Origin of the sequence: Streptomyces sp. NPDC018964 (assembly GCF_044390325.1) — a bacterium.
Classification (GTDB): domain Bacteria; phylum Actinomycetota; class Actinomycetes; order Streptomycetales; family Streptomycetaceae; genus Streptomyces.
In genome coordinates, this window is sequence record NZ_JBIRYZ010000012.1 from 19,970 (window position 1) to 34,676 (window position 14,707).

Genomic DNA, 14,707 nt, shown 5'->3' on the forward strand with positions numbered 1-14,707 from the left:
CTCAACGGGTCCGCACCCCGGCTGCTTTTTCTCGCGCGGGGCACGCGCACGACCGCCGTACGTTCGGAAGGACAGGCATGACGATCAAGGACACCCCGGAAGTGTGGGAGATCCGGGCGACCGAGACCCCCTTCACGGGCAACAAGACCTCCGTCCGCACCGACGCCGTGGTCATGCCCGACGGAACCGTGGCCCACCGCGACTACCAGGTCCACCCCGGGTCCGTGGCCGTCCTCGCCCTCGACGACGCCGACCGGGTGCTGGTGCTGCGCCAGTACCGCCACCCCGTGCGCCACAAGCTGTGGGAGATCCCGGCCGGTCTGCTCGACGTCCCCGGTGAGAACCCGCTGCACGCCGCCCAGCGCGAGCTGTACGAGGAGGCGCACGTCAAGGCGGAGGACTGGCGGGTGCTGACCGACGTCTACACCACGCCCGGCGGCTGTGACGAGGCCGTACGGATCTTCCTGGCCCGGGGTCTGTCCGAGGCCGAGGGCGAGCGCTTCGAGGTCGAGCACGAGGAGGCCGACATGGAGCTGGCCCGGGTCCCGGTCGAGGAACTGGTGCGCGGTGTGCTGGCCGGCGAGCTGCACAACAACTGCCTGGTGGTGGGCGTCCTCTCGCTGGTCGCCGCGCGGGCCGGCGACGGCCTGGACGCGCTGCGCCCGGCTCAGGCGCCGTGGCCGGCACGTCCGTTCGAGGCCTGATCCCGTCCCGCGTCCGCGATGGTATGACCATCGGCTGATCCGATCGGGGGATGTGCCCGCCGTGCTCCACCGGGAACGTCGCAGAGCGTGAACTAGGCTCTGGAAAACGCCCGGTCCGGAGTCCCGGCGGGCTTGCGCGCGCGGTGGGACGGGAGTGAGGCCCGTGACGGAGCAGGCGGTGGACCCAGACGGTGTGCGGCTCCTTCGGGACGTCGCCGACGAGGGTCCGTTCCTGGGCCGTACGAGGGAACTGAAGGAGTTGCGCGCCGACATCGAGCGCGCGGGACTGGACACCCTCTCCGGCCGCAAGGCGCCCCGCGCGCGCGTGCTGCTCATCGCCGGCCGGCCCGGCTCCGGCCGCAGCGCCCTCGCCGGGGAACTCGTGCGCCAGGTCGCGGACCGCTACCCCGACGGCGTGCTGCGCGCCCGGCTGAGCGAACCCGACGGCACCCGCGTGCCCGTCGAGCGCGCCGCGCGGGAACTGCTCGACGCGCTGGAGGAGCCCGCCCCCGCCGGGGCCGACGGGGACGAACTCGGCGAGGCGCTGCGCACCGCGCTGGCCGACCGCCGGGTGCTGCTCCTGCTGGACGACGCGGCCGACGCCGAGCAGGTCGACGCGCTGCTGCCGGAGAACCCGGACTGCCTGGCCGTCGCCGTCTCCTCGGGGCCGCTGACCGGCATCGCGGACGTCCGCCCCTGCACCCTCGGCGGCCTCGACACCAAGTCCGCGGTGGAGGTGCTGTCCCGGTTCACCGGATCGGTGCGCATCACGGTCGACCCCCGGGCCGCCGAGCGGCTCGCCGAGCAGTGCCAGGGCCAGCCGGCCGCCCTGGTGCTGGCCGGGGGCTGGCTCGCCGCCCGGCCCCAGGCCGCCGTCGCCGACCTGGCCGGACAACTGCACGCGGATTCCGGCCAGGACACCGTCGTCAGCCGGGTCCTGAGGCTCGTGCACGCCTCGCTGCCCGCACCGGCCGCCCGCACCCTGCGGCTGCTCAGCCTCGCCCCGGCCGGTCTGCTCGACCCGCACACCGCCGCCGCCCTCGCGGGCTGCTCGGTGGAGTCCGCCCGCACCACCCTGGACGACTTCGTCGCCCACGGGCTGCTCCACCCGGTGGGCTCGGCGCTGCCGCAGTACGAGGTGCCCGGCTGTCTGCACCCCCTGCTGAGCGCCCTCGCGGAGGACCACGAGCGGCCCGCCGAGCTGCGACTGGCCCGCGCCCGGATGCTGGAGCGGACCGTACGGCTGCTCCAGTCGTGCCGGGCCATCACCGAGACCGACAGCCTCCGGGCGCGCGAGAAGCTCCTCGGCATGCCGCGCGCCCTGCGCTTCCCCAGCCCGCGGGCCGCCGCCGACTGGCTGCGCGTGCGCCGTCCCGCCCTGCTGGCCGCCGCGCGGCTCGCGGTCGCCGACGGGGAACTGGACACCCTCGCCCGGCGCCTGATGTCCCAGCTGGCGCGGGCCATGGTGGCTCACTTCGGCACCCGGGCCGCCGCGAGCGACCTGTACGACATCCACGGCCTGGTCCTCGACGTCGCCGAACGCCGGGACCTGCCCCGCGAGCGGGCGGCGGCCCTGCTGAACCTCGGCGACCTCGACGCCCGCACCGGCCGCACCGCCGACGCCCTGCGGCGCTACCGGGCCGCGCTGGACGCCGGACGCCGGGCGAACGACCCGTACGCGACCGGCCGCGCGATGGAATCCGTGGGCGGCGCCCACCTGGAACTCGGGGACTACGACCGGGCCGCCGACTGGTTCGGCCGCGCCCTGGCCGAACGGCTGGCCCGCGGCGAGGACGAGGACGCCGCCCGGCTCTACGGCCGCATCGGCGCCGCCCACACCTACGCCGGCCGCTACGGCGAGGCACTGCGCAACTGGCGCGCGGCCGCCGCCGGACACCGCAGGCACGGGGACGTGGCCGCGCAGGCGCGGGCGCTGAGCGAACTGGCCCGGGTGCAGGAGTACGCGGGGCGGCTCGACGAGTCCCTGCGCACCTGCCAGGAGGCCGTGGACTGGGCGGACCGGGCCGAGGACACCCGTCTGCAGGCCGCGCTGCACCTGCGGCTCGCCGACTCCTTCGAGCGCCTCGGCGACCCCGCGTCGGCCGCTCTGCACCGGGGCACGGCCGAGCGCATGCTGGCAGAAGAGGCCCTGGAGGACGACGCCGAGCCGGAACATGGAGCTAACACCTGCGAAATCCGCAGCACATCCGTCGAAGATTGAGGCAATGAAAGGCTAGACAGCGGGAACACCTTCATTAAACTGGCTCTGCCGCACCATCTCCTGCGGTCTCTCCCGGTGTGCCCGCGTGCGCCCGGGTATGTGCAGTGATACCCCCATACCTTCTGAGCCAAGGACCGTGATCGACGTGAAGGTCGGCATCCCCCGCGAGGTCAAGAACAACGAGTTCCGGGTGGCCATCACCCCCGCCGGCGTGCACGAGCTGGTGCGCCACGGCCACCAGGTCGTCATCGAGCGCGGCGCCGGTGTCGGCTCCTCGATCCCGGACGGCGAGTACATCGCCGCCGGCGGGCAGATCCTGGACACCGCCGACGAGGTCTGGGCCGCCGCCGACCTGCTGCTGAAGGTCAAGGAGCCCGTCGCGGAGGAGTACCACCGCCTGCGCAAGGACCAGACCCTCTTCACCTACCTGCACCTGGCCGCGTCCAGGGAGTGCACGGACGCCCTCCTGGAGTCCGGCACCACCGCGATCGCCTACGAGACCGTCGAGCTGCCCAGCCGAGCCCTGCCGCTGCTCGCCCCGATGTCCGAGGTCGCGGGCCGGCTGGCCCCGCAGGTCGGCGCCTACCACCTGATGCGCGCCAACGGCGGCCGCGGTGTGCTGCCCGGCGGCGTCCCCGGCGTGCTGGCCGGCAAGGCCGTCGTCATCGGCGGCGGCGTCTCCGGCTGGAACGCCGCGCAGATCGCCATCGGCATGGGCTTCCACGTGACCCTGCTCGACAAGGACGTCAACAAGCTCCGCGAGGCGGACAGGATCTTCGGCACCAGGATCCAGACCGTCGTCTCCAACGCCTTCGAGCTGGAGAAGGCCTGCCTGGAGGCCGACCTCGTGATCGGCGCGGTCCTCATCCCCGGCGCCAAGGCCCCGAAGCTGGTCACCAACGAGCTGGTCTCCCGGATGAAGGCCGGAAGTGTCCTTGTCGACATCGCGATCGACCAGGGCGGCTGCTTCGAGGACTCCCGCCCGACCACGCACGCCGAACCGGCCTTCAAGGTCCACGAGTCGGTGTTCTACTGCGTCGCCAACATGCCCGGCGCGGTGCCCAACACCTCGACCTACGCGCTCACCAACGCCACCCTGCCGTACATCGTCGAACTCGCCGACCGCGGCTGGGTGGAGGCGCTGCGCCGCGACCCCGCGCTCGCCAAGGGCCTCAACACGCACGACGGCAAGGTCGTGTACAAGGAGGTCGCCCAGGCGCACGGCCTGGAGCACGTGGAGCTCGCCTCGCTGCTCGGCTGATCCGCCAGGACGGTAAGTCGACCAAGTCGCCCACGGTCGAAGGCGATACGTCAACATATGTCGTCAACGTCACGCATCGGGCCGGACCTTGCCCGCAAGGTCCGGCCCGATGTGTGTATGGTCACTTCCTGATTCCGGGGCAACTCGCCTCGAACGTAACCCTTCTACCGATTCGCACACCCGTGAAACCTGCCGTGCGACGGCCGTACGCCCTTGACAGAGGGATGTTTCATTGCCGACACATCGGGTCGGGTCCGGCGGATTGTGTTGCTGCGAACGGTCGACACGCCATAGAGTCGCCAATCGTCGGCATGGTGCCACGCTGACCTGTCTAGAAGTTTCCTGGTCACCAAGGAGGTAAGACGACTTGTGAATGAGTCGACATTTACTCCCGGGGGTGGTCAACCAGGAATGCCTGCGCCGGACCAGGGGCCCGCGGGATCCGCTGCTGTCGGCTCCGTTGCTGTGCGCACCTTCGCAGCCCACCGGAGTCACCGGACTTCGGTGGTGACTCAACCAGCACACCAGAGCATGGATGGCCATCACGTGAACGCCATGGCCGGCGACGGAAGTGGCGCGCCCCACAACCATTTCGCCGACTACGACGAACTGCCCGAGGGGCACTTCTACGACCCCGACGCCGAGTACGAGCCCGACCCCGAGTACGCGGCCACGCTCGCGCCCGACGCGGCGCGCCAGCGCCGTGAGCGCGTCGGCCCGACCGGGCGCCCGCTGCCGTACTTCCCGATCCCGGGTCCGCTGACCGACCACGGACCCGCGAAGATCATCGCGATGTGCAACCAGAAGGGCGGCGTCGGCAAGACCACGTCGACCATCAACCTGGGTGCCGCGCTCGCGGAGTACGGACGCCGGGTGCTGCTCGTCGACTTCGACCCGCAGGGCGCGCTGTCGGTCGGTCTCGGCGTCAACCCCATGGAGCTCGACCTCACCGTCTACAACCTGCTCATGGAGCGGGGCATGGCGGCCGACGAGGTGCTGCTGAAGACCGCGGTCCCCAACATGGACCTGCTGCCCAGCAACATCGACCTGTCGGCGGCCGAGGTGCAGCTGGTGAGCGAGGTCGCGCGCGAGTCCACGCTGCAGCGGGCGCTGAAGCCGCTGATGGACGACTACGACTACATCGTCATCGACTGCCAGCCCTCGCTCGGCCTGCTCACGGTCAACGCGCTGACCGCCGCGCACAAGGTGATCGTGCCGCTGGAGTGCGAGTTCTTCGCGCTGCGCGGTGTGGCGCTGCTGACCGAGACCATCGAGAAGGTCCAGGAGCGGCTCAACCCCGAGCTGGAGCTCGACGGAATCCTCGCCACCATGTACGACTCGCGCACGGTGCACAGCCGTGAGGTGCTCGCGCGGGTGGTCGAGGCGTTCGACGACCACGTCTACCACACGGTCATCGGGCGCACGGTCCGCTTCCCGGAGACCACGGTCGCCGGTGAGCCGATCACCACGTACGCGTCCAACTCCGTCGGCGCCGCCGCCTACCGCCAGCTCGCCAGGGAGGTGCTCGCCCGGTGTCACGCCGAGTGAGTCTGCCGGGGGCCGACGAACTCTTCCGTACGACAGGGGGGATGGCGCTCCAGGCGTCGACCCCCAGACGCCAGGCCAACGGCGAGGCCCGGGTCCCCGCACCCGCGGGGGAGGGCGACGCGGCGGCCGCAGGGGAGGACGCGCCGCAGTCGGTGCCCGCGCGGGGCGGCGACGGCGAGGGCGCGGAGCACGTCGCGGCGGACGCCGAACCGGACGGGGCCGGGGAGTCCCGCAACCGTGACGCGGCGGGCCCCGGGCGGCGCCAGGCGGCGCAGGACGGCGCGGCCCAGCGCAAGCGGGGGCGAGCGGCGTCGCGGCGGCCCAGCGGCCGTGAGCGGCACGACGAGAAGATCACCGTGTACGTGTCCGCCGAGGAGCTGATGGACCTCGAGCACGCGCGCCTGGTGCTGCGCGGCGAGCACGGGCTGGCGGTGGACCGGGGCCGGATCGTCCGCGAGGCGGTCGCCGTGGTCCTCGCCGACCTGGAGAGCCGTGGGGACGCCAGCATCCTCGTACGACGTCTGCGGGGACGGTAGCGGTAGCCTGCGGAGGTCATGACCTCGTACGACGCACCCGCCCCCCGCGACCGGCCGAACCGCCGGCGAGCCCTGGGCCGGGGTCCGGGAGCGGCCCCGCCGACGCCCGCGCCGGCCGGACCGACGGCGCCGCCGGACGACCCGGCCGCCGAGCCGGACCCCGTGCGGCGGGCGCTCGCGGCGGAGGCCGACGCCGGGGCCTTCACCGAGGTCCCGCCCCCGGCCGGGCCGGAGGGCACGGCCGCCGGATCCGAGGAGCCGGGCCCGGGGCCCCTGGAGCGTCCCTCGCCGGCCGAGCCGGTGGTCGCGCCGGAGGGCGGGACCGTCGTGTCCGGGACGGCGGGGCCGAGGGCCGGCCCGGCGACCGCGGAACGGGCGGGCGCCGGGACGCTTCCCGGAGGGCCCGCACCGCGGGAGCCGGAGGCGCCACCGGTGCGGGAGGCGGCCGTGGGGACCGCCGCGCGTGCGCCGGACCCGGCGGCGGGACCGGACGCCCCGGCCGCCGGCGGGACGGCGGGCGTGCCCGGAGCGCCGGAACCCGTGGTCGCGGAGGCCTCCGGGGCCGGAACCGGCGAGGACGACGACGGGCGGTTCACGGTCCGGCTGGCGAACTTCGAGGGGCCGTTCGACCTGCTGCTGCAGCTGATCTCGAAGCACAAGCTGGACGTCACCGAGGTCGCGCTGTCCAAGGTGACCGACGAGTTCATGGCGTACATCCGGGCCCTGGGGCCCGACTGGGACCTGGACGAGACGACCGAGTTCCTGGTGGTCGCCGCCACGCTGCTCGACCTCAAGGCGGCCCGGCTGCTGCCCGCCGCCGAGGTGGAGGACGAGGCCGACCTCGCCCTCCTGGAGGCCCGGGACCTGCTGTTCGCGCGACTGCTGCAGTACCGCGCGTACAAACAGATCGCCGGCATCCTCAGCCGGCGCCTCGACGACGAGGCCCGCCGCCACCCCCGTACCGTCGGGCTGGAGCCGCGGTACGCCGAGCTGCTGCCCGAGGTCGTCATCAGCATCGGCGCCGAGGGCTTCGCCCGGCTCGCGGTCAAGGCGATGCAGCCCAGGCCCGAGCCGCAGGTGTACGTCGACCACATCCACGCGCCGCTGGTCAGCGTGCGGGAGCAGGCCGGGATCGTCGTCACGCGGCTGAGGGAACTCGGCGAGGCGAGCTTCCGGGCCCTCGTCGAGGACACGGACGACACCCTGACCGTCGTGGCCCGGTTCCTCGCCCTGCTGGAGCTGTACCGCGAGAAGGCCGTCGCCCTCGACCAGGAGGCCGCGCTCGGCGAGCTGACCGTGCGCTGGACCGGCGGGGACGGGGACGCCGCACCGGCGGTCACCGACGAGTTCGACCGGCCGCCGGAGCAGCCCGAGGAGGAGAGGAAACCGTGAACGAGGAGACGACCGGGACCACCGCGGAGCCGCGCACCGTCGCGGAGCTCGACCTCAGGCCCGCCCTCGAAGCGGTCCTCATGGTCGTGGACGAGCCCGCGACCGAGGAGCACCTGGCGAAGATACTGGAGCGCCCGAAACGCCAGGTCGCGGACGCGCTGCGCGAGCTGGCCGACGAGTACACCGCCCAGGGCCGCGGCTTCGAGCTGCGCCTCGTCGCGGGCGGCTGGCGCTTCTACACCCGCCCCGAGTACGCCGCCGCCGTCGAGGGCTTCGTCCTGGACGGCCGGCAGGCCCGGCTCACCCAGGCCGCCCTGGAGACCCTCGCGGTCGTCGCCTACCGGCAGCCGGTCAGCCGCGGCCGCGTCTCCGCCGTGCGCGGGGTCAACTGCGACGGCGTGATGCGCACCCTCCTGCAGCGCGGTCTGATCGAGGAGGCGGGCACGGAACCCGAAACAGGTGCGATCCTGTACACGACGACGAACTACTTCCTGGAGCGGATGGGCCTGCGCGGTCTGGACGAGCTCCCGGAGCTCGCGCCCTTCCTCCCGGAGGCGGAGGCGATCGAGGCCGAGACGCTGGAAGCGGTCCCGTCGTTCGATCCGGACGCCCCGGATTCCGAGGACGCAGACGACAAGACGGAACTTTGATGCGAAGCAGCAGCGGCAGGAACAGCAGCGGAAACAACGGCGGGAGCCGTGGTGGCAACAGCGGCGGCCGCGGCGGGAGCGGCGGGAGCGGTGGTGGCCGTGGTGGCCAGCGCGGCTTCGGCGGCAACCGCGACAACCAGCAGGGCGGCCGTCCGAAGAAGCCGCGCCCGGAGGAGCGGCGCTACGACGTCGGCCCCGGCGCCACCCAGGAGGGCCCCAAGTCGGGCCGCGGTCCCACGGCCCGCGGCGGCGCCAAGGGCGGGCCGAAGCGGCCCCTGCAGCGGGGGCGCTCGGTCCCGGCCACGTCCCGTGAGTACGAGACCCGGGCCGAGGAGCGCAACCGCGAGCGGTACGCGGGCAAGAAGGACGTCAAGCTGCCCAAGACCTTCCCCGGCGCCGAGCAGGAGGGCGAGCGGCTGCAGAAGGTGCTCGCCCGCGCGGGCTACGGCTCCCGGCGCGCCTGCGAGGAGCTGATCGAGCAGGCGCGCGTCGAGGTCAACGGCGAGATCGTCCTCGAGCAGGGCAAGCGGGTCGACCCGGAGAAGGACGAGGTCAAGGTCGACGGCCTGACCGTCGCCACCCAGTCGTACCAGTTCTTCTCGCTGAACAAGCCCGCCGGTGTCGTCTCCACCATGGAGGACCCGGAGGGCCGGCAGTGCCTCGGTGACTACGTCACCAACCGCGAGACCCGCCTCTTCCACGTCGGCCGGCTCGACACCGAGACCGAGGGCGTCATCCTGCTCACCAACCACGGCGAGCTGGCGCACCGGCTGACCCACCCCAAGTACGGCGTGAAGAAGACGTACCTGGCGGCCATCGTGGGCCCGATCCCGCGCGACCTGGGCAAGAGGCTCAAGGACGGCATCCAGCTCGAGGACGGGTACGCCCGCGCGGACCACTTCCGGGTCGTCGAGCAGACCGGCAAGAACTACCTCGTCGAGGTGACCCTGCACGAGGGCCGCAAGCACATCGTGCGCCGCATGCTCGCCGAGGCCGGCTTCCCGGTCGACAAGCTGGTGCGCACCGCCTTCGGGCCGATCACCCTGGGCGACCAGAAGTCGGGCTGGCTGCGGCGGCTGTCCAACACCGAGGTCGGGATGCTGATGCAGGAGGTCGACCTCTAAAGAGCCCCCGAGGGCTTGTGCGCCCGGCCCACACCCCCTTTAATGGTCACTGCGACTATTAAAGGGGGTGCGGGTCATGGACGGCTACGACAAGTACGCCTTCGAACCGTTCGCCGTCACCGTCGACCTCGCCGTGTTCACCCTCCGCGCGGGCGCGCTGCACGTGCTGCTCGTCGAGCGCGGCCAGGAGCCGTACGCCGGACGGTGGGCGCTGCCCGGCGGCTTCCTCCGGCCGGACGAGTCCGCCGAGAGCGCCGCGCGGCGTGAACTGGGCGAGGAGACCGGGCTGACGGACGTGTCCGGGCTCCACCTGGAGCAGCTGCGGACCTACAGTGAACCCGACCGCGACCCCCGCATGCGGGTCGTCTCCGTCGCCTTCGCAGCCCTCCTGCCCGACGCCCCCGAGGCGCACGGCGGCAGCGACGCGGCACAGGCCCGCTGGACGCCGTACGACTCCGCGCGGGAGCTCGCCTTCGACCACGGCCGGATCCTGGCCGACGCGCGGGAACGCGTCGGCGCCAAGCTCGAGTACACCTGCCTCGCCACCGCCTTCTGCCCGCCCGAGTTCACCCTCGGCGAGCTGCAACAGGTCTACGAGACCGTGTGGGGCACCGCCCTGGACCGGCCCAACTTCCGGCGCAAGGTGCTCGCCACCCCGGGCTTCGTCGAAGCCGTCCCCGGCGCCGCGCGCCTCACCGGCGGCCGGGGCAAACCCGCCGCCCTCTACCGCGCGGGCACCGCCACCGCCCTCCACCCGCCCCTGCTCCGGCCCACTCCGGAAGGACGTCCCGCATGACCACGACCACGACCACCGTCACCAAGCGCGCCGCGACGGGTGCGCTCACCGGGCTCGCCCTGGGGGACGCGCTGGGGTTCCCGACCGAGTTCAACGACGTGCCGTCGATCCTCGCGAAGTCCGGACCCTGGCGGGAGATGGACCTGCCGAAGCCGGCGATCGTCACGGACGACACCCAGATGACCCTCGCGCTCGGGCGGGGACTGCGCACGGCGATGGACCACGGGCCGCTCACCCCGGAGCGGCTGGAGCGGCCGGTGCGCGAGGAGTTCGTGGAGTGGTACCGCTCGCCCGAGAACAACCGCGCCCCCGGCAACACCTGCCTCAAGGCCTGCCACCTGCTGGCCCGCGAGGACCGGCGCTGGCAGGACGCCAGCCAGACCGGCTCCAAGGGCTGCGGCGCCAACATGCGCGTCGCCCCCATAGGGCTGGTCCCCGGCCTGACCGACGAACAGCGCGCGGGCGCCGCCCAGTTGCAGTCCGCCCTCACCCACGGCCACCCCACCGCGCTCGCCGCCTCCGACCTCACCGCGCACGCCGTACGGCTGCTGGCGGAGGGCTCCGAGCCGACCGGCCTGATCGGACGCCTGCGCTCCTACGCCTACGACAACCGCACCCGCTACCACGAGTCCTGGCTCGGCGACCTGTGGACCCGCGCCCAGGACCCCACCCCCGAGCACTTCATCGCACGCGGCTGGGACGAGTGCCTGGAGATCCTGGAACGCCTCCAGGGCGCCGTGCGCACCGTCTCGCCCGAGACCGACCCCTGCCTGGCCACCGGCGAGGGCTGGATCGCCGAGGAGGCCCTGGCAACCGGCCTGCTCTGCTTCCTCCTCTTCGTCGACGAACCCCTCACCGCCCTGCGCCGCGCCGCCTGCACGGCCGGGGACTCCGACTCCATCGCCTGCCTCACGGGCGCCTTCGCCGGCGCGTACCTGGGCGCGGACGCCTGGCCCGCCGCGTGGGCGGACCGCATCGAGTACCGGGGCGAGCTGCTGGCGCTGGGCACGCTCTGGGACGCTTGAGCGATGACCGACGTCCTGGACCTCGACCTGAGCCCGGTGATCGCCGAACAGCCCGACCCGGTGCTGTTCGCCACCGTCTCCGGCGCACACCTGTACGGCTTCCCGTCCCGCGACTCCGACGTGGACCTGCGGGGCACGCACCTGCTGCCCGCCGCCGACCTCGTCGGGCTGCGCGAGCCGGACGAGACCCGGTCCCGGATGTGGGTCCGGGACGGCGTCGAGATGGACCTGGTCACGCACGACCTGCGCAAGTTCGTCCGCCTGATGCTGCGGCGCAACGGCTACGTGCTGGAGCAGCTGCTGTCCCCGCTGGTCGTGCACACCACCGACGCCCACCGCGAGCTGGCCGCGCTCGCCCCCGGCGTCCTCACCAGCCACCACGCCCACCACTACCGGGGGTTCGCGCGGACCCAGTGGCGGCTGTTCGAGAGGACCGGCGAACTCAAACCGCTGCTCTACACCTTCCGGGTCCTGCTCACCGGCATCCACCTGATGCGCTCCGGCGAGGTGCAGCCCCATCTGCCCACCCTCGCCGGGGAGGTCGACGCCGCCCCGGACCACCTGCCGGAGCTGATCGCCGCCAAGGCGGAGCGCGAGCACGGGGACGCCGCCGTCGACCACGCACGCGTGCGGGACGACGTGGAGCGGCTGCACGGCGTGCTGGACGAGGCGCAGGCCGCGTCAGCCCTGCCCGACGCCCCCACCGCGTACGACGCCCTGCACGACCTCGTCGTACGGACCCGCCTGGAGGGCTGAGGCGCGGCGGGTGCGGACGAGGAAGTCCTCCACGCGCCGGCGGTCCGGTTCCGCGGGGAGCGGGCTGCGGTGGGCGGCCTGCTCGGCCTCCCGCGTCAGGCGGGTCATCCACGCCTCGAACTCGGGCCAGGACACCTCGCCCCGCTTCACCGCGAGCAGCGGCTCGCGCTCCTCGCCCACGTCGACCGTGAGGACGCCCGTACGGAGCAGGTCGCGGACGCTGATCAGCAGACGGAGCAGGTGCATCGCGTGCTTCCAGCGCGGGGCGCCGTGCGCGCGGACGTCCGCCTCCAGCTTGCGGCGCTGACCGTGGGCGTACCGCGTGAACGTCTCGTGGACCCCGCGGGAGAGGAACGCCCCGCGCAGGGACAGCAGTTCGCGGCCGGTGGCGTCGGCGTGCTCCACCAGCGGGGAGTGCAGGCACTCCAGGATGTTGGGGTTGGCGCGCAGGGCCAGCTCGCAGAAGCGTTCCAGCTCCCAGCTGAACTGCTCCTCGGCCGGGCCCTCGACGTGCGTCGGCGGCTTCTCGAAGCGCCAGAACAGGGGAGTGGGCGCGAGGAAGACGCCACGGCGGTCGGTGTCGCTGCCCTCGGTGGCCAGACCGAAGGCGCGCGAACCCATGACGCAGGCGTAGATCGTGTGGTCACCGACCAGGGTCTCGGGGCGCATGCCCGGGAGCGTACGCGGTGGATCACGCCCGGCGGATCGAATTTCCCTCCACCGTGATCCGCTCCTCGGGCAGTGGCCGGGGCGCCGGGCCCCGCTCCACCGAGCCGCCGGTGATCCTGAACCGGCTGCCGTGGCAGGCGCGGCCGGCCGTGCCGTCCGCGACGTCGGCCACGACACGGCTCCGGTGGGTGCGGATCGCCGAGAAGGCCTTGAAGCCGCCCGCCTCGGACCGGGTGACCACGATCTCCTCGTCCGCGAGGACCGTGCCCCCGCCCACCGGGACGCCGGCGGTCGGGATCAGCTCCCGCCCGGCGGTGTCCGGCATGTCGCACGAGGGGCCATGTCATCACTCCCGGAGGTCGCGGTTCCCGCATGCTGACGCCGAATGCTCCGAAAAAGGGGCAAGCCATGGCGCATCATCGCCGAACGCGCGTATCGCCCGTCTCAGGGTGCGGGCACCCGGCGCCGCCCCCCGCGCGGGCTGACTACGCTGGACGACCGAACAGCAGACACGCACGTCAGCAAGGAGCATCGTCGTGGCGGTACGCGCGGTCCGGGGGGCCGTCCAGTTGGAGCGGGACGAGGCCGGTCACATGGAGGAGCGGGTCGGCGCGCTGCTCACCGCGATACTGGAGCGCAACGGCCTGCACACCGACGACCTGATCAGCCTCTGGTTCACGGCCACGCCCGACCTGCACAGCGACTTCCCGGCCGCCGCCGCCCGCAAGCTCGGCATCGTCGACGTCCCCCTGATCTGCGCCCAGGAACTGGACATCGAGGGCGCCATGCCCCGCGTCGTCCGGGTCCTCGCGCACATCGACTCCGACCGGCCCCGCGCCGACATCGCACACGTCTACCTCGGCGCGGCGGCCGCCCTGCGCAAGGACATCGCCCAATGAGGACCGCACTCGTCATCGGCACCGGGCTGATCGGCACGTCCGCCGCGCTCGCCCTGAACCGGCGGGGCGTCGTCGTCCACCTCGCCGACCACGACCCGGAGCAGGCCCGCACGGCCGCCGCGCTCGGCGCCGGCACGGACGAGGCGCCCGACGGGCCGGTCGACCTGGCGATCGTCGCCGCCCCGCCCGCCCACGTGGCCGACGTGCTCGCCGACGCGATGCGGCGCGGCGCGGCCCGCGGCTACATCGACGTCGCCAGCGTCAAGGGCGGACCGCGCCGCGAACTCCAGGAGCGCGGGCTCGACCTGGCCCCGTACATCGGCACCCACCCGATGTCCGGCCGCGAGCGGTCCGGTCCGCTGGCCGCCACCGGGGACCTCTTCGAGGGGCGCCCCTGGGTGCTCACCCCGACCCGGGACACCGACACCGAGGTGCTGAACCTCGCCCTGGAGCTGGTCTCGCACTGCAGGGCCGTGCCCGTGGTGATGGACGCCGACGCCCACGACCGGGCCGTGGCCCTCGTCTCCCACATGCCGCACCTGGTGTCCAGCATGGTCGCCGCGCGCCTGGAGCACGCCGAGGAGGCCGCCGTACGGCTGTGCGGGCAGGGCATCCGGGACGTGACCCGGATCGCCGCCTCCGACCCCCGGATGTGGATCGACATCCTCTCCGCGAACCCCGGGCCGGTCGCCGACCTGCTCACGGACGTCGCCGCCGACCTGGAGGAGACCGTGCGCGCCCTGCGCGCGCTGCAGTCCTCCGACGAGGACAAGCGCCGCGAGGGCAGCACCGGCATCGAGGACGTGCTGCGCCGCGGCAACGCCGGCCAGGTCCGCGTCCCCGGCAAGCACGGCTCCGCGCCGCGCGTCTACGAGGTCGTGACGGTGCTCATCGACGACCAGCCCGGCCAGCTGGCCCGCATCTTCGCGGACGCCGAACGCGCCGGCGTCAACATCGAGGACGTCCGCATCGAGCACGCCACCGGACAGCAGGCCGGTCTGGTCCAGCTCATGGTGGAGCCCAAGGCGGCCCCCGCCCTCATGGCGGGGCTGCGGGAGCGGGGCTGGGCGCTCCGGCAGTGACGGCCCCGGGCGGGGGAAGGCCGGGGCGGAGAGCCGGAGCGGGG

Annotated in this window: 15 protein-coding genes; 13 read left to right on the forward strand and 2 right to left on the reverse strand. The window is 73.3% G+C overall.

The window, feature by feature from the left end; genetic code table 11:
• Positions 1-77: 77 nt before the first annotated feature.
• The 11 genes from ACH5AO_RS21395 (at position 78) to ACH5AO_RS21445 (ending at position 12,013) form a co-directional block, all read left to right on the forward strand.
• Positions 78-704 (forward strand): NUDIX domain-containing protein, encoded by a 627-nt coding sequence (locus ACH5AO_RS21395; RefSeq protein ID WP_398926907.1) that lies wholly within the window; start codon positions 78-80, stop codon positions 702-704.
• Between the two features lie 163 nt (positions 705-867).
• Positions 868-2,925 carry a tetratricopeptide repeat protein gene (locus ACH5AO_RS21400; protein ID WP_398926909.1) on the forward strand — a complete coding sequence of 686 codons (2,058 nt, stop codon included), beginning with the start codon at positions 868-870 and terminating at the stop codon, positions 2,923-2,925.
• A 145-nt stretch (positions 2,926-3,070) separates the two neighbouring features.
• A complete protein-coding gene (gene ald, locus ACH5AO_RS21405; protein WP_398927288.1) occupies positions 3,071-4,186 on the forward strand; it encodes an alanine dehydrogenase in 1,116 nt (371 codons plus the stop codon).
• Between the two features lie 411 nt (positions 4,187-4,597).
• The gene (locus tag ACH5AO_RS21410) at positions 4,598-5,734 is read left to right on the forward strand and encodes a ParA family protein (RefSeq protein WP_398926911.1); all 1,137 of its coding nucleotides are present in this window, start codon (positions 4,598-4,600) and stop codon (positions 5,732-5,734) included.
• Positions 5,719-6,270 (forward strand): hypothetical protein, encoded by a 552-nt coding sequence (locus ACH5AO_RS21415; RefSeq protein WP_398926913.1) that lies wholly within the window; start codon positions 5,719-5,721, stop codon positions 6,268-6,270. The genes ACH5AO_RS21410 and ACH5AO_RS21415 overlap by 16 nt, the downstream gene beginning before the upstream one ends.
• Positions 6,271-6,717: 447 nt before the next feature.
• Positions 6,718-7,662 (forward strand): segregation and condensation protein A, encoded by a 945-nt coding sequence (locus ACH5AO_RS21420; protein ID WP_398927293.1) that lies wholly within the window; start codon positions 6,718-6,720, stop codon positions 7,660-7,662.
• The gene (gene scpB / locus ACH5AO_RS21425; RefSeq protein WP_398926915.1) at positions 7,659-8,312 is read left to right on the forward strand and encodes an SMC-Scp complex subunit ScpB; all 654 of its coding nucleotides are present in this window, start codon (positions 7,659-7,661) and stop codon (positions 8,310-8,312) included. The genes ACH5AO_RS21420 and scpB overlap by 4 nt, the downstream gene beginning before the upstream one ends.
• The gene (locus tag ACH5AO_RS21430; RefSeq protein WP_398926917.1) at positions 8,312-9,436 is read left to right on the forward strand and encodes a pseudouridine synthase; all 1,125 of its coding nucleotides are present in this window, start codon (positions 8,312-8,314) and stop codon (positions 9,434-9,436) included. Before scpB ends, ACH5AO_RS21430 begins: the two co-directional genes overlap by 1 nt.
• Before the next feature lie 76 nt (positions 9,437-9,512).
• The gene (locus ACH5AO_RS21435) at positions 9,513-10,232 is read left to right on the forward strand and encodes an NUDIX domain-containing protein (protein WP_398926919.1); all 720 of its coding nucleotides are present in this window, start codon (positions 9,513-9,515) and stop codon (positions 10,230-10,232) included.
• Positions 10,229-11,257, forward strand: a complete 1,029-nt coding sequence (locus ACH5AO_RS21440) for an ADP-ribosylglycohydrolase family protein (protein WP_398926922.1) — start codon at positions 10,229-10,231, stop codon at positions 11,255-11,257. Before ACH5AO_RS21435 ends, ACH5AO_RS21440 begins: the two co-directional genes overlap by 4 nt.
• A gap of 3 nt (positions 11,258-11,260) precedes the next feature.
• The gene (locus ACH5AO_RS21445) at positions 11,261-12,013 is read left to right on the forward strand and encodes a DNA polymerase beta superfamily protein (RefSeq protein ID WP_398926924.1); all 753 of its coding nucleotides are present in this window, start codon (positions 11,261-11,263) and stop codon (positions 12,011-12,013) included.
• Here the strand turns inward: ACH5AO_RS21445 and ACH5AO_RS21450 are convergent.
• Together ACH5AO_RS21450 and ACH5AO_RS21455 are read right to left on the reverse strand one after the other, a co-directional pair.
• The gene (locus ACH5AO_RS21450; protein ID WP_398926926.1) at positions 11,939-12,682 is read right to left on the reverse strand and encodes a DNA polymerase beta superfamily protein; all 744 of its coding nucleotides are present in this window, start codon (positions 12,680-12,682) and stop codon (positions 11,939-11,941) included. The two genes, ACH5AO_RS21445 and ACH5AO_RS21450, sit on opposite strands and share 75 nt — an antisense overlap.
• A 22-nt stretch (positions 12,683-12,704) precedes the next feature.
• The gene (locus ACH5AO_RS21455) at positions 12,705-13,007 is read right to left on the reverse strand and encodes a Rieske (2Fe-2S) protein (protein WP_398926928.1); all 303 of its coding nucleotides are present in this window, start codon (positions 13,005-13,007) and stop codon (positions 12,705-12,707) included.
• Positions 13,008-13,218: 211 nt separating this feature from the next.
• On the opposite strand from ACH5AO_RS21455, the gene aroH reads away from it, so the two are divergent.
• Complete coding sequence (aroH, locus tag ACH5AO_RS21460; RefSeq protein ID WP_398926930.1) at positions 13,219-13,581, forward strand: chorismate mutase; 363 nt, start codon at positions 13,219-13,221, stop codon at positions 13,579-13,581.
• On the forward strand, positions 13,578-14,663 hold the full coding sequence (locus ACH5AO_RS21465; RefSeq protein WP_398926932.1) for a prephenate dehydrogenase: 1,086 nt from the start codon (positions 13,578-13,580) through the stop codon (positions 14,661-14,663). The genes aroH and ACH5AO_RS21465 overlap by 4 nt, the downstream gene beginning before the upstream one ends.
• Positions 14,664-14,707 lie beyond the last annotated feature (44 nt).

What these genes read in the sequence shown, in the direction of transcription:
- ACH5AO_RS21445 (WP_398926924.1), top strand. Translation starts at nt 11,261, where the DNA reads ATGACCGACGTCCTGGACCTCGACCTGAGCCCGGTGATCGCCGAACAG.
- ACH5AO_RS21455 (WP_398926928.1), bottom strand. Translation starts at nt 13,007, where the DNA reads ATGCCGGACACCGCCGGGCGGGAGCTGATCCCGACCGCCGGCGTCCCG.
- ACH5AO_RS21395 (WP_398926907.1), top strand. Translation starts at nt 78, where the DNA reads ATGACGATCAAGGACACCCCGGAAGTGTGGGAGATCCGGGCGACCGAG.
- ACH5AO_RS21430 (WP_398926917.1), top strand. Translation starts at nt 8,312, where the DNA reads ATGCGAAGCAGCAGCGGCAGGAACAGCAGCGGAAACAACGGCGGGAGC.
- ACH5AO_RS21410 (WP_398926911.1), top strand. Translation starts at nt 4,598, where the DNA reads ATGCCTGCGCCGGACCAGGGGCCCGCGGGATCCGCTGCTGTCGGCTCC.
- ACH5AO_RS21440 (WP_398926922.1), top strand. Translation starts at nt 10,229, where the DNA reads ATGACCACGACCACGACCACCGTCACCAAGCGCGCCGCGACGGGTGCG.
- ACH5AO_RS21465 (WP_398926932.1), top strand. Translation starts at nt 13,578, where the DNA reads ATGAGGACCGCACTCGTCATCGGCACCGGGCTGATCGGCACGTCCGCC.
- ACH5AO_RS21450 (WP_398926926.1), bottom strand. Translation starts at nt 12,682, where the DNA reads ATGCGCCCCGAGACCCTGGTCGGTGACCACACGATCTACGCCTGCGTC.
- ACH5AO_RS21435 (WP_398926919.1), top strand. Translation starts at nt 9,513, where the DNA reads ATGGACGGCTACGACAAGTACGCCTTCGAACCGTTCGCCGTCACCGTC.